7 protein-coding genes are annotated in these 14396 nt (G+C 47.4%); 6 read left to right on the top strand and 1 reads right to left on the bottom strand.

What is annotated here, in order from left to right; genetic code table 11:
• The first annotated feature begins 428 nt into the window (after positions 1-428).
• The 4 genes from H6F93_RS33005 (at position 429) to H6F93_RS33020 (ending at position 5226) form a co-directional block, all read left to right on the top strand.
• Positions 429-1238 (top strand): DUF928 domain-containing protein, encoded by an 810-nt coding sequence (locus H6F93_RS33005; RefSeq protein WP_190690534.1) that lies wholly within the window; start codon positions 429-431, stop codon positions 1236-1238.
• Positions 1239-1806: 568 nt separating this feature from the next.
• On the top strand, positions 1807-2781 hold the full coding sequence (hpsE, locus tag H6F93_RS33010) for a hormogonium polysaccharide biosynthesis glycosyltransferase HpsE (RefSeq protein WP_190690536.1): 975 nt from the start codon (positions 1807-1809) through the stop codon (positions 2779-2781).
• 107 nt (positions 2782-2888) lie between these two features.
• Positions 2889-4028 (top strand): glycosyltransferase family 4 protein, encoded by a 1140-nt coding sequence (locus tag H6F93_RS33015; RefSeq protein WP_242043742.1) that lies wholly within the window; start codon positions 2889-2891, stop codon positions 4026-4028.
• A gap of 10 nt (positions 4029-4038) precedes the next feature.
• A complete protein-coding gene (locus H6F93_RS33020; protein WP_190690540.1) occupies positions 4039-5226 on the top strand; it encodes a glycosyltransferase in 1188 nt (395 codons plus the stop codon).
• A 40-nt stretch (positions 5227-5266) separates the two neighbouring features.
• Here H6F93_RS33020 and H6F93_RS33025 read toward each other — a convergent pair whose 3' ends face one another.
• A complete protein-coding gene (locus tag H6F93_RS33025; RefSeq protein ID WP_190690541.1) occupies positions 5267-7849 on the bottom strand; it encodes a CHAT domain-containing protein in 2583 nt (860 codons plus the stop codon).
• A 246-nt stretch (positions 7850-8095) separates the two neighbouring features.
• On the opposite strand from H6F93_RS33025, the gene H6F93_RS33030 reads away from it, so the two are divergent.
• Both H6F93_RS33030 and H6F93_RS33035 read left to right on the top strand, forming a co-directional pair.
• Positions 8096-12274: a two-partner secretion domain-containing protein gene (locus tag H6F93_RS33030; protein WP_206755803.1), complete on the top strand. Its 4179-nt coding sequence runs from the start codon at positions 8096-8098 to the stop codon at positions 12272-12274.
• Between the two features lie 119 nt (positions 12275-12393).
• Positions 12394-14136 carry a ShlB/FhaC/HecB family hemolysin secretion/activation protein gene (locus H6F93_RS33035; RefSeq protein WP_242043743.1) on the top strand — a complete coding sequence of 581 codons (1743 nt, stop codon included), beginning with the start codon at positions 12394-12396 and terminating at the stop codon, positions 14134-14136.
• The last annotated feature ends 260 nt before the right edge of the window (positions 14137-14396 follow it).

Consider the following 14396-nt stretch of genomic DNA (forward strand, 5'->3'; position numbering starts at 1 on the left):
GACTTACATTGGTTCTGAGCAAGATAAGAGTGATGTGGTTGCCGTGTTCCAGGATGTCTCGACTCAATTTGTCAACAACGCTTCAGGCTATCTCAACAACCCTAACGTGTTTATCTTCTTAGGCTAAGCCGAATAGTCCGGGTCCGGTTGTTTAACTAAAGGGAGGGCTGTGGTTTTGACTACAGCCCTCTTTTCAGCTAGAAGTTGAATGTGCTGTAGAAATACCTCTTGGTCGATATGGCGCTTAAATATGGCGATAACCGCTATGGCAATTAGAGCTTGCTGTTTTCTGCAACTGAGCAGACAGATTTGAGCGATCGCCCTTACCCTTTCTAACCATTAACCTTACCGAAGTCTTCATAGGCGGCAGTAAAATTCTTTAGTAAGGTAGTAGTTAAAGTAACAGGATGCAGGAGGGACATAACTCTATGACTCGCCTCACAACTCCAAATTCACAGTCCCCCAAACCCGGAATGACATTGCTCTTAACCGTTATTGCAGTAGGAATTGGGCTGGCGATCGCTCCAGCTACTCTCGCTCACCCATCTACTGCCCGTATTAACTCGTCACCCTCCGTTACCTGGGGCACCTCAATTGCTCAAACTCCACCACGCGGGTACACCCCACCCCCACCCGTCGATCGGACTTCTTCGGGCGGCACGACAGGCGGTGTGAGAGGACAATGCAGCAGGCAGTCTGGTCTACCACTGCTAGCACTTGCACCATCTAGCGTAGAACAAACTTTTGCGACGTCTCGCCCAACGCTAGCCTGGTTTGTGCCAGAGGAAACGGCTTATGATCTGGTGTTTCAGCTATTTCAGGGCGATGCAGCAGAGCCGCTTTATGATGTGGAAATGACTAGCCAAGCAGGCGTCATGAGTTGGACCTTGCCTGCTGATGCGCCAGAGTTAACTACGGGTGAAACCTATCGCTGGCGAGTCATCTTAATTTGCAACCCCAATCGTCCCTCTCTCTCAGTAATCGACGAAGCCCAATTTGTTGTTGCTGTGTCACCGGTCACGACAGCTACTTCTAATGACTCTGCTATTCATGTAAACCAGATGGTTGCAGCAGGCTTTTGGTATGATGCGCTGGCACTAACGCTGAGCGATCCGAACGGGGAACAGGGGCGATCGCTACGTCTAGAGCTACTACAAGATCTAGCTCAGATGGAAGAAAGTACTAACGCTCACCGTGCCCAGAATCTCCGCAGCATGATTGATACAGAGCGGTATTAAATTGCCTTACTTCAAGTGTTTCTATTGCGAATGCTTCTATGCATCATGAACAATCTATAGCAGGTCTAAATCAATACTGAAATGAGTAGATTGTGAGAGGTGCATTCCGTTGAGATGCTCCTCTCACAGCTTGTTTGAGATGACTTCAATCTGCCGAATTCTTACACTGTTCAATAACTTACAAACTCATTATTAGTCTCACAACGTGCCTAATGTTTCTACAGTTTAGACTGTAAGAAACAATACAATTTGAGGCGTTCTAGTTTGAATAAGATAAAGTTTCAGTAAACTTCCATAAAAGAATCATAAATTTCAACGATTTTTAGCTTTAGAATAGATGATAAATCTGTTTTAGGTTACAACAGTGATATCTTTCAAAGTCTTCAACCACAACTGGCGCAGTAAATTCTTTTAATTCCTGTTGAGGACAATATCCCCTGTAATAATAGCCATCTTCGATTTATAAACCATCCAATAGAGCTTAGCAGAGTGAGCAAGCTGTTGATTATTTCACATTTAATCAACAGTTTCGCTCAAGGGTTCTTGCTGTAAATCTACGAGGGGATAAATGGTTGACTTTACTGTTGCAATTAGAACGTACAACCGAGCGGATTTACTGTCTCTGATTTTAGATCGATTGCGATCGCAAATCGGAACTGAAGGTATTCAATGGGAGGTCGTAGTAGTAGATAATAATAGCACGGATCATACTGCTAAAACTGTTCAAGATTATCAAGCTAATTGGACTTCATCATGTCCGTTGAGATATGTTGTTGAACTTAAACAAGGTGCTTCATTTGCGCGGAGACGAAGCATTCAAGAGGCTCAAGGAGAATTAATTGGCTTTCTAGATGATGATAATGTTCCTGCTTTAGACTGGGTTAAGAATGCTTATACATTTGCTCAATCGTACCCCAAGGCAGGAGCATATGGAGGGCAAATTCATGGAAGTTTTGAAGTTGAACCACCTCATAACTTTGGACGGATTGCTCATTTTTTCCCGGTTATTGAACGGCAAGAAGTCATTTGTTTCACTTCAAAATATCCTAATAAAAAAGTTTTACCTCCAGGAGCAGGGTTAGTTATTCGGAAGACAGCCTGGCTCGAAAACGTTCCTGAAAATTTAAGTTTGAAAGGACCAGTGGGAAATTCTCTATCTGCTAAAGGAGAAGATATTGAAGCATTACTTTATCTCAGTAGAGCAGGTTGGGAGGTTTGGTTTAACCCAGAAATGCACATTTATCATCAAATTCCTAAGCATCGTTTTGAAAAGGATTATTTGCTCCAATTCTTTCGAGGGATTGGCTTCAGTCGCTACTACACCCGTATGTTGGGATGGAGTTTTTGGCAGCGACCCTTAATATTGCCGCTATACATGACAAATGACTTGTTAAAGGTCATTTTACACATTGCCAAATATCGTAGACAGCTAATCACAGACATAGTTTTAGCCTGTGAAATGGAACTATTTCTGAGCAGCTTTATTAGCCCCTTTCATGCCTGTAAAAAGTATTTTTTAGGGAAAGGAATTCATTCGTCATGACATCACAGATTCAATACCAAACCATTCCTAATATAAATTCTATTTCTTTTCAGAGTAAGCGAAAAAAGAAATTTAAATTAGGAGTTGTTGCGAACGAATTCTTTGATTTGTCAACTAGCAGAATGGGTGGGTTTGGTTGGGCAACCCGTCAAGTTTCTACCTGCTTTAATACAAACTCTGAACTTGGAGTTGAAGTTGTATTCCTAGCAGGTGAATTGTACGAAACACCTGGGCAACCAGAACGGTTAATTCACGGTCGTCGATTAATACTGCGACAACGAAACCGTCTTGCATATTGTCAACGGCTATGGGCTGAACAGTTTGATTGCCTATTGGCGATCGACTACCGACCGAGTTATCGCTCTATTTTCTGGGCACTACCACTTACTCCTATCCTGGTCTGGGTCCGTGATCCCAGACCTCCAGAAGATGTCGATAAAATTAATACCTTGAAAATTCCAGGTGCAGAGGATATTCGCCCTAAAGGAATTGATCCTATTGATTGCACATCGTTAGCTCAAGTTGTGCAAGGTTCTAAATGGTTTAATCGCCCAGTGAGATTTGCTACTACCGCTTCTTTCCTAGATGCCAAGGTCCCTGGAACCTATGGCGTAAAGCCATCTAAAGTTCACTTTCTACCAAATATTATCGACCTTGATCCTGGGCAGATCGAGAAGAGCGATCGCCCGACTGTTGTTTTCCTAGCTCGGCTTGATCCTTATAAACGTCCGTGGATATTTATAGAGCTTGCCCATTACTTCCCAGAAGTAGAGTTTATATTTTTAGGAAAAGCACATTTCAAAGGACGAGGGGCTTGGGAAGCAGAGAACCTACCAAGCAACATTAAGTTTATGGGACATGTGGATGGCGATGAAAAAAACAAACTTCTTTCGTCAGCTTGGGCTTTAATTAATACCTCCATCCATGAAGGATTGGCAGTCAGTTTTTTGGAAGCCCTGATATGCGAAACCCCAATTTTAAGCTGTCAAGATCCTGAGACTGTTGTATCCCGTTTTGGGATTTATACAGGACGTTGGGATGGCTCAGGCATGGAAGGGTTGTCAGCCTTTATTGACGGCTTAAACCGACTGCTTAAAGACTCAGAACTACGAACTCAATTGGGTAAGGCAGGACGGGAATGGGTTGAGCAAACCCACAATCAAGCTCGCTTTTTAGCTGCATTTCAGGACTTATGTTCACAAGTAGGAGCGCTAAGTGCAACGAATTCGAGCCAGCGCTCTAGTTAAAGGATGAGCTATGTCAACTCCCGTTGTTGTCTATCGCGATGAGTTGTTACCTTACTCTGAAACCTTTATTCCAGCGCAGGTTGAGCACTACTCAACCTACAGAGGGGTTTATGTAGGAACAACCCGAACGACACAAGCAGATGCATTAATTCCTGCTGAAAAGAGTATTGTTTTAAGTGATTTCGTGTCATCTCCAGCAGTATGGAAAACAGCCTTTAAACTGGCAGGGGTCATTCATCCCGGTTGGTTGAATGCTTTAAAGGAACTTTCTCCTCGCTTAATTCATGCTCACTTTGGGTTAGATGGAGTATTCGCTTTACCGCTTGCACAACGGCTGCAGATTCCGCTGATAGTCACATTTCATGGCTACTTTGCAACTGCGGATATTCAACTTAGCCCTAATCTCACATTCGCATCTGATTTCTTCAAACAGCGCGGCAAATTTTTCCGTGAGCTGTATGCAAGAAGGCGCGATCGCCTGTTTCAAAACGCTCACTGTGGCATTGCGGTTTCTGATTTTATTCGCTCACAGCTTATTGCTAAAGGATATCCAGCTGACAAAATTCAAGTTCATTACATCGGCATTGACATTGATCAATTTGTTCCCAACTCAAGGGTCGAACGAGAATCTGTAGTGCTGTTTGTGGGACGATTTGTTGAAAAGAAAGGCTGTCAGTATTTGATTCAAGCGATGAGTCGAGTGCAAGCTGTTATGCCTGAGGTAGAGTTAGTCATGATTGGCAACGGACCTTTGAAATCCAGGTTAGAAGAGTTAGCAAAAAACACGTTGAAGCGCTATCGTTTTTTGGGAGTGCAACCGCCTATAGTAGTGCGAGAGTGGATGAATCGAGCGTCGGTGTTGTGTGCTCCCAGTTTGACCACAGAGACTGGGGAATCTGAGGGGTTGCCAATCGTTGTTTTAGAAGCGATGGCGATGCAGTTACCGGTTGTTAGCTCATTTCATGCGGGCATTCCAGAAGCGATCGCCCATGCGGAAACAGGATTTTTATCTTCTGAAAAAGATTGGCAAACTTTGGCACAAAACATCCTGATTTTGTTGCAGAACCGAGAGTTGCACAACCAATTTGCGATCGCCGCTCGTAATCGAGTAGAGCAACAGTTTAATTTAAAGCACAATACTGCTAAGTTAGAAACCTGTTATTCTCAAGCTGCTTTGGAGTATTACAGTCGTAGATAGGTTGAACTAGAGAAATGAGTTCTGCCGCAAATACTTGGTGCTAGAGCCAACTGCCAATCAATACAAAGGGTGCCCAGTAAGCAGGATGAGAGAATTCTTCTCCTGTTTCAATTAGCCTAATTTGCGCCTGTTGAAGTGCCTCTGCTTTGCTGGACTGCGGAATTTTCAGGTTGGCGTAAAAAGTTTCGACCAGGTCGGCAGTTGCCTGGTCATTCACAAACCAGAGGGAAGCTAACACGCTGCGAACACCTGCTTGGGCTGCGGCTCCCGCTAATCCTAGCGCAGCACGGTTGTCCCCTACGGCAGTGGTGCAAGCGGTTAGTACTAATAGCTCAACGGGGCGATCGCTTTCTACTTGTCTCAGCAGTCGATCCAGACTGGTCAAGGTGAGTTTATTATCGGGCACATCACCCGTTACCAAAAATGTATCTTCTGACTCGGTGCCAAATTCACCATGAGTGGCGATATGTAGAATTGGAAACTCTGCCGAAGTCAGGTTCTCCTCAATCCGCTCCAGGCGAAAGTCTGAATTGGTTAGGGTGACGCTTTCGGGTAACTCTGCTTTGATTGCGGAAATTTCCTGATCTACATTGCTCAGGGCAGCGTAGAAGCCAGCTTCGCTGTTTGCAGGAGTTTCCATCGTAAGTCCGGCAGCTAATGCTCGCAGGTTTTCCCGGTCGAGCGGGTTCAGGTCGGTGAGTTGCAGGCTGGGGGTGTAGGCGATCGCATACCGTTGAATCAAAAACTTTTCCCCATCGTGCAGAGCAGCCATTGGGACACTGCGTAAAATGTCATCTTGCACAAACACCAGTGTTTCAACCTGGGCAGTTGCCAGGGTTGCTTCAAACGGGCGAATCAACTGCTCATAGAGCCTTTGGGCTGGCTCTAAGTTATAGCGACGAAAGGCAGTTTCTAACCCCAAGCGGTAGTCATTGACGGCTGTAGTGATTGCTGAGCGAGAGAGCGGAATCCATTCGTACTGGCGGCGACCATCCGGTAGCGTCAAGATGATAGCGGTTTGGTCATCCAGAATTACTGTACTCAGTAGGGCAGCGCGATCGCCCCGGGTTAACAGTTGTTCTGGCTTCGTCAAGTCCAGGTTACGGGCTATCAATACACAGTCATTGCCAAAGTAATTTTGCAGTTCTGCCAGTTTGAGTGAGTCGAGCGTGGTCAGAACACGACTCAGATCGTTAGGCTGATCCTCGGGCAAAGCAGGAAACAGGGTCGAGGGTGGGCTTTGCTTGAGCCGCAGGCTCATCAGTTGGCGGTAAATTGGCTCGATCGCATCGCGAAAGTCAAACTGCACGTCTCGACTGGCAATCAGAATGTCATCTCGGATCGTTTCTAATGTTGTAGCCGACTGCTCGTATGCCTGAATTGCAGCGTCAGTCTGGTTTTGAGCTTGCAGAATCCGCCCTGCCTGCCATTCCCACAGATAGCGACTGTCAAAATCATATTCGGCTGCTGCCCGTGCCTGTTGGGTTTGCCTGAGCGCTTCAGCTATACGCCCCTGGCATTCATAGAGCCGTCCCAAAGCGCCTAATGCAAAGGACTGCGATCGCCGATCGCCAATTTGTTCAGCAATTTGAATTGCTTGCTGTAACAGTGCTGCGGTGGGGGCGATCGCTTCCTCCGCAGCACACTGGTTGCTGGGTCGTGGCTGATCAACCGTTGCAGGTACCTGTAACAGCGCCAGGTCAATTGCTGCTAGTGCTTTCTCCTGCATATCAGGAAGCTGGTTAAGCAAAGCTTCTGCCTGCTGGCGGGACTGTTGAGCAGCGGTCGTCGATCCGGTGCGATCGTAGGCTGGAATTGCCGCCAGCACCACCCGCAATTGATTCAGCGGTAGGGTTGGGCGAGATAAACTTTGCTGAAACTGCTGTAAAGCCATTTGGTCAAAGGTTTGTCCCTCATTCCTCAAATCCAAGGCTCTGTCGGTATCGCCCAGCAACTCTGCTGAAGCATACTGGCGATAGCGCACCACTGCTTGACTTGCAGCCGTCGCTCCCAGATCCGCATGAAGTGAAGCTTCCAGCAGTGGATTATCTGCTTGCTGAGCAATGGCTAAAGCTGCATCAAGATATTCCCTGGCGAGATTATAATCTCCCATGAGTCGGTGTGCCTGCCCCAAGCTGCCTAGCGCTGCCGTTTCGCCTAACGGGTCTGCTGAAGTTTGAGCGATCGCCAGTGCACTTCCCGCTACACAGCTACTCTGTCCATCAAAACTGCCACACAGCAGCATAACCGCTTTGCGCGACTGCCCAATACGGCTGTAGATCTGCGCCTGTTCGGTGAGCGATCGCCCTAATTGCTGTATATATTCAGGGTGCTGAACCGATGAACTGGACTGAAGCTGATGGTAACGGTCGATCACGTTCTGCCAAAGGGCGATCGCCTCCGTTGCCTGCCCTAAAGACTGGTGAGCACGGGCTAGATTCTCCAGCACGGTTGCTTCATTAGCTAGATTTGGGTGCTGTTCGTAATAGTCTAAAGCCGCCTCCCAGGGGGCGATCGCGCCCTGAAAGTCACCCTGCTGATAAAGCTCCACGCCTTGTTGTACCTGAGCCGTTACATCAACCGCAGGTTCCCTAGCTACCACTGCAAGGTGGCTGGTCAGCACACTGAAAACCAAACTCAGACAAAACAGCCCTATAAACAGCAGCCTACGCATCTACTCAACCCTAAAACCATAAACTAATGCTTAACGCTACTTACTCATAGCCCAGTATTAAAAAATACCTCAAAGGCTCCCACAGGAAATTAATTTATGGGAGATTAGCTGTCAGAATATCCTGACCTCAGGCAACCTTCAATTCGCTTTAACAAATCTTTCTTGGTACGTTAGGAGACATAGCAGATGTGGCAAGTGAGTATACAGGTTAATCTCTGCATAGCGCGGTTGAGCCTGGGAGCCTTGATCATGAGTGGCACACTCATTCCCCTCTCTGCTGAGGCTCAGCTAGAACTCACGCCCGATACTGCTGGCGATCGCACCACTAACACTATCGTCACTCCTGCTAGCGCTGAAATCGATATCATTCAGGGCGGGGCGCGTCCTGCCGATGGCATCAACCTATTTCATAGTTTTGAAGAATTCAATGTGAGAGAAGGTCGGGGTGTCTACTTTGAAGCCCCCAACGGCATAGAAAACATCTTCAGTCGCGTCACGGGAACTGATCCCTCTGATCTGCTCGGCACTGTAGGCGTGATTGACCCGGAACTCAACCTCGATGATGCCAACCTGTTTTTGATCAACCCTAACGGTATCCTGTTCGGCCCAGACGTGATTCTGAATGTACAAGGCTCGTTTGTCAGTACGACAGCAGATGCCATTGGGTTTGGCGATCGCGGCTCCTTTAGTGCGACTAACCCTGAACTCCCTTCTGAACTCCTAACGGTTAACCCATCGGTATTTTTCTTCAATCAGCTAACCGCAGCACCCATCCAAAGTACTGCACGCAATCTGTTGATTCCTGGACGTAGTGGAATCTTGCTGGGTGGAGACATTTTATTAAACAACAGCAACATTGCTGCTCTACGCAACCGGTTAGAGCTTGGTGGCGTTGCCGGACGGGGAACCGTTGGAATCAATTCTAGTAATGGAATCTTTCGGCTGAATTTTCCAACAAATACACCCAGGGCAAATGTTTCTTTGTTGAATGGGTCGGCGATCGGACTACTGGTAGATGGAGAGCTTGTAGTCAACGCTCATGATTTGAATCTCACCAACAACAGCAATATTATTTCAGGAATAACCCCTACACCAGGGTTTGAGGCTGCTCAAGCAGGAGACATCACCATTCATGCAACCGGAGATATCACTTTTTCTAATAGAAGTGGGGTGGCTAGTGGTGTTCTAGGTGCAACAGGCCGCAGCGGAAATATCCAAGTGACAGGTCAAAATCTCTTCCTAATCAACGGTTCTATCATTGGATCTCTCAGTGCTGGACGAGGAGATGCCGGAGATGTAAATGTAGATATTGCAGATACCGTCTCCCTGTCTGGACAGGCACCCAATAATGCTGCTAGCAACATAACAAGCGTAGTTGGTTCTGACGATGAATTTGTAGGTATAGGTAATGGTGGTGATGTCAACATTCAAGCCAGGCGAGTTTTGTTAGACGATAGGGCTTCCATTTCATCCACCAACATTTTCGCTCAAGGTAATGCCGGAAACCTGCGAATAAGGGCAACTGATATTTTACGGTTAACCAATCTTTCTCGCTTAGAGACTGAAACAAGCGGTCGTGGAAGTGCTGGAAATATCTTAATTGAGTCAACCGATCAGGTCATTTTGTCTAGTGGTTCACGAATCTCAACGGCAACGAATGGAACGGGTAATGCAGGCAGAATTGACATTCAAGCAAATGACCGTGTTTTGCTAAACGGGGCTGATTCTTTAGGGAACAGAAGCATCATTTTTGCTTCGGTCAATCCCGCCGCTAACGCATTCCGAACCCGTAGAGCCGGAAACATCACTATCACGGTAGAAAATGGTCCGCTAACTCTAAATAATGGAACTTATATTGACAGCAATGTAGAAGCAGGAGCAGTCGGCATCGGTGGCAATATTTTCATCAACGCCGAATCACTTTCTCTGCTGAATGGTTCTCAAATTCAGTCGATTCTTCGTGAAGAAGATTCAACCAGTAACACCCCCGGAGCGCAAGGCAGGACAGGTAATATTGCCATTACCACGAGGGATGTTTTTGCTGCCAGAGGATTAGATCGCAATGGATTTAGCAGTGGTGTGTTTACCTCAGTTGGAGCTGGCACACTGGGTGATGCAGGAAATATCAGGCTGCAAACCGGCTCCATTGCCTTCAACGCAGCTCGAATTACTTCTGAAACATTCGGGCGGGGAAGTGGAGGCAATATTGGAATTACAGCCAACTCCATCACCATGCTGAATGGAGCGCAAATTGGTTCCAGTACTTATGGACGAGGAGATGCTGGAAATATTAACGTGGATGCTCGTGGCGGAAGAGTGACCTTCGATGGCAGGAGAGAGGGGATATTTCCTTCTGGTATCTTTAGCACAGTAGAACAAAATGCTATAGGCGATGGTGGCACGATAGAGGTTACAGCTGGTTCACTGTTCATCACAAACCGGGCACAGTTTTCTAGCTCGACGAGTGGTCGTGGCAATGCAGGAGATATCACGATTTATGCAAGCGATCGCGTCCACTTCCTCAACTCCATCATTATTTCTGAGGTGTCGAACGAAGGTGGTGTTGGTAGTGGAGGAGATATCGCTCTCACCATAACGGATGGCTCTCTAGAATTGGTAAATGGCTCTGCTCTCCTCGCTGATACTGAAAACCAAGGTGATGCTGGAAATATCACGCTTGATGTTACTGATGCCATTATCCTCACAGGTCAAGGCCCTAGCGCAGACGATATCAACATCATCGTTCCAAACCAAATTAGCTCTGCGGTAGATTCTTCTGGAACGGCGATTGGAGATGGAGGTGAAATTGATATCACCGCTAATCGACTTTTGATGACGGATGAAGCGTTTATTAGTTCTGCCACGTTTGGACGGGGAGATGCTGGGGATTTGTTTATCACCATTGATGATATTCAGCTTTCCCTCGGTAGCTCCATCACCAGTTCAGTTGGAAGTCGAGGAATTGGAGATGGCGGAGATATTGAAGTTGAATCTCGCTCCATTACCCTAACAGATGGCTCTCAGATTAGCGCCTTTGTCAATCGACAGCAGCGGAATAGCCAGGGAAATGTCATTCCGGCTGGGCAGGGAAGTGGTGGTACGCTTCGCATTCATGCATCTGAATCAATTACACTGACCGGAACCAGCAACAACGGATTCTCCAGCGGCTTTTCCTCACTCACCGAAAGGGGGGCATCGGGAAGGGCAGGTGATATCTATATTGATACTGGTGAGTTGCAGATTGCAGATGGGGCAATTGTAGTTGCCAGTACTTTTAATGCCAGTCCCGGAGGTGATATCTACATTGATGCCAACACGTTAGAGGTAACGGGTGGAGCGCAGGTTGTCACTTCGGCTCGCGGTGGTGGAAATGCTGGAGGTATTCAACTCAATATCACCGATTCAATTCAGCTATCTGGATTTGATGCTAATTTTGGCGATCGCCAGCAGCGAGTCGAGCAATTTATTCCCACCTCTGAAGGGCAGTTTGAGCAAGTTGACGACATCATCACAAATGAAGGAGCCAATAGCGGCATTTTTGCAAACACTCGTTCTGGCTCAACGGGCAGAGGCGGTCAAATTACGGCAAATAGCACCGACCTAACTCTTACAGATGGGGCAACCATTACAGCTCGAAGTGACGGGAGTGGATTTGCTGGAAATATCTTTATCACAACGGGCGATCGCCTTCGTCTAAACAACAGTGATATTGTCACCAGTGCGCTCAACTCCTCGGGTGGAGACATTCTAATCAACGCAATTAGAGAAAATAATGGCGAAGTCAGACTGGCGGATCGAGGTATTGTCACTCTAGAAGCAGACAGCGACATTACCACCAACAGCAGCGGTGATGGCGGCAACATCGCCATCGGTGGAACTGGGGTGATTGCCTTTGATGACAGCGATATTATTAGCCGCTCCAGTGAAGCACGGGGTGGCGATATCACGTTAAGTACTTTCTTTAGTGAAACCAATCCTCCTGGCAGTGCAGAAGACTTTGATCGGAATGACCAGGTTGATGTAAGCGCGGCAGGCGCACTGGAGTCAGGGCAGATTGTCACCACTGACACGACCACAGTGCAGAACAGTCTGGCTGATTTGCCTGACACCTCTGTGAATGTCAATCAGCTACTTGCAAATAGCTGCATCGTCCGTAGCCAGGAAAGCGGCACGTTTTTGGTGACTGGGACGGGTGGACTGCCTCAACGTCCGGGTGATACGGTCGTGCCGTCTTATCCAACGGGAGAGGTTCGTTCAATCCTCCAGGAGACTTCTGATGAAACAGTCTGGCAGTCTGGCAATCCCGTTGTGGAACCTCAAAACCTCTATCAGCTTGCAGATGGGCGAGTGGTGTTGAGTCGGGAGTGTGAGTAGAGGAAGAATGACGGAGGAAGGGTGACGGAGGAAGGGTGAGGGAGGAAGGGTGAGGGATAAGAAGTGATAGGATAGTGGGTTCGTTGAGTTCTTATTGTTGGGCTGTGTGGATTAGAGCATTGAGGCGGAGAGGTTCTGGTGTTTTGGAGGCGATCGCCCTCTATTTAACTCTAACTGTAAGTATGACTTTGGGAGTGACCGCCCAGACCCCGCCTATGAATCTTCCTGATGACCTCCCTGACCCGGCTGAATCTGATATTCCAAACACCATTGACCAAATTACGCCGCGATCGCCCAGTGAGGAACCACTGCCCCTAGAGCCTCCAACCTCGCTCCCTTCCCCAATTCTGGAACCGTCCACCGTGGAGGCACCAGGGGTACCCAACTTAGCTCCAGTACAGATTCGAGTGAACTCTATTGAAGTGCGAGGCAACAGCATTTTTGAACAGGAGATTGATCAGTTAATTCAGCCTTTGTTAGGACGCGAGGTTTCCTTTGACCAGTTGATTGCTTTGCGATCTGCGATTACAGCACTTTATACCAGCCAGGGATACATTACTTCTGGTGCATTTTTGCCCAACAATCAGGATCTTTCGGATGGTGTGGTGCAAATTCAGGTGGTGGAAGGTGAGTTAGAAGCAGTTAATGTAGAGGGACTGGAGCGGCTTAACTCAAGTTACGTGCGATCGCGGCTCACTTTGGCAGGACGTAGACCGCTCAACCAACAAAACCTGGAACGTGCTCTACAACTGCTTCAGGTTGATCCACTTCTGCGGCAGGTGAATGCTGAACTAACCGCAGGCAGTGCTCCCGGACTCAGCATTCTTCAGGTTGATTTGCAAGAAGCTCCGCTACTGACCGCCAGCCTTGGCACCAACAACTACCAGCCGACCAGCATCGGTTCTGCTCAACTCACGGTTGCAGCTAGCTATACAAATGTGATGGGAATTGGCGATCGCCTCTCTGCTCAATACGGACGCACCAGTGGTTTAGATTTGTATGACATCAGCTACTCCCTACCTGTAAACCCTCGTGATGGCTCGCTCACGTTGCGCTATAACACCAATGACAGCCGCATCATTGAAGATGCAGTTGAAGACTTAGGCATTCGCAGCGAGGCAGAAAGCTGGTCATTAGAATTTCGTCAGCCCCTTTCTCGTAGCGTTACAGAGGAGTTTGCGCTGGGATTGGCGCTTGACCTGCGCCGCAGCCAAACTTACATTTTAGATGACATTCCTTTTTCGTTTTCGGCTGGAGCCGATGAAGGTGAGTCTAGAGTCACAGTGCTGCGGTTTTCCCAGGATTGGGTGAACCGGGGCAGAACTCAGGTGTTGGCGGCTCGTTCTCAGTTCAGCATTGGGCTGGATGCATTGGATGCCACGATTAACGATACTGGCACCGATGCAGAGTTTTTTAAGTGGCTGGGGCAGTTTCAGTGGGTACGGCAAATTGAAGAGCGATCGCTCCTGGTTACTCGCCTCAATGCCCAACTCACACCCGACTCACTTCTCTCATTAGAGAAAATTGGATTGGGCGGACAAGACACCATTCGGGGCTATGCTCAAAACCAGCTCGTGGCAGACAACGCCATCTGGACTTCAGTAGAACTTCGCCTGCCGTTAAATCGCTCCAATCGTCTAGAGTTAATTCCTTTCCTAGAAGCAGGTCATGCTTGGAACAGCGACCTCCCCGACCCTGACCCCGATTTCTTGGTTGGAGCAGGCTTAGGCTTACGCTGGGAAGCATTACGCGGGCTAAATCTGCGAGTAGACTATGGCTTACCGCTGATTGGCGTTGACTCTGAAGGTGATTCTTTGCAGGACAATGGTATTTATTTGTCCGTACAATATTTCCCCTGGTAGATCCGCGTATTCCACGGTTAAAACTGTACCTTTTGAAGCTGAAACTAATTAAAGACTTTGTAAAGTGAGTCATTAACTCACCAAATGGCGTTAACTTAAATGGAGCAATGCCAGAAATGAGTTTCTCCCAAAAAACTTCTTCTAAGAAATTTTCTTGAGAAACCATGTTTGAAAATTGCTAAAAGTGTGGAACTTATCAAGCAATTCAACGTCCCTGTACTAAAACGTTTGGGAATCTACCGAATTCTGTTTGTTATTTC

It is taken from the genome of Leptolyngbya sp. FACHB-671, from assembly GCF_014695745.1.
Taxonomy (GTDB): domain Bacteria; phylum Cyanobacteriota; class Cyanobacteriia; order Elainellales; family Elainellaceae; genus JAAUTN01.

What these genes read in the sequence shown, in the direction of transcription:
- hpsE (WP_190690536.1), top strand. Translation starts at nt 1,807, where the DNA reads ATGGTTGACTTTACTGTTGCAATTAGAACGTACAACCGAGCGGATTTA.
- H6F93_RS33005 (WP_190690534.1), top strand. Translation starts at nt 429, where the DNA reads ATGACTCGCCTCACAACTCCAAATTCACAGTCCCCCAAACCCGGAATG.
- H6F93_RS33020 (WP_190690540.1), top strand. Translation starts at nt 4,039, where the DNA reads ATGTCAACTCCCGTTGTTGTCTATCGCGATGAGTTGTTACCTTACTCT.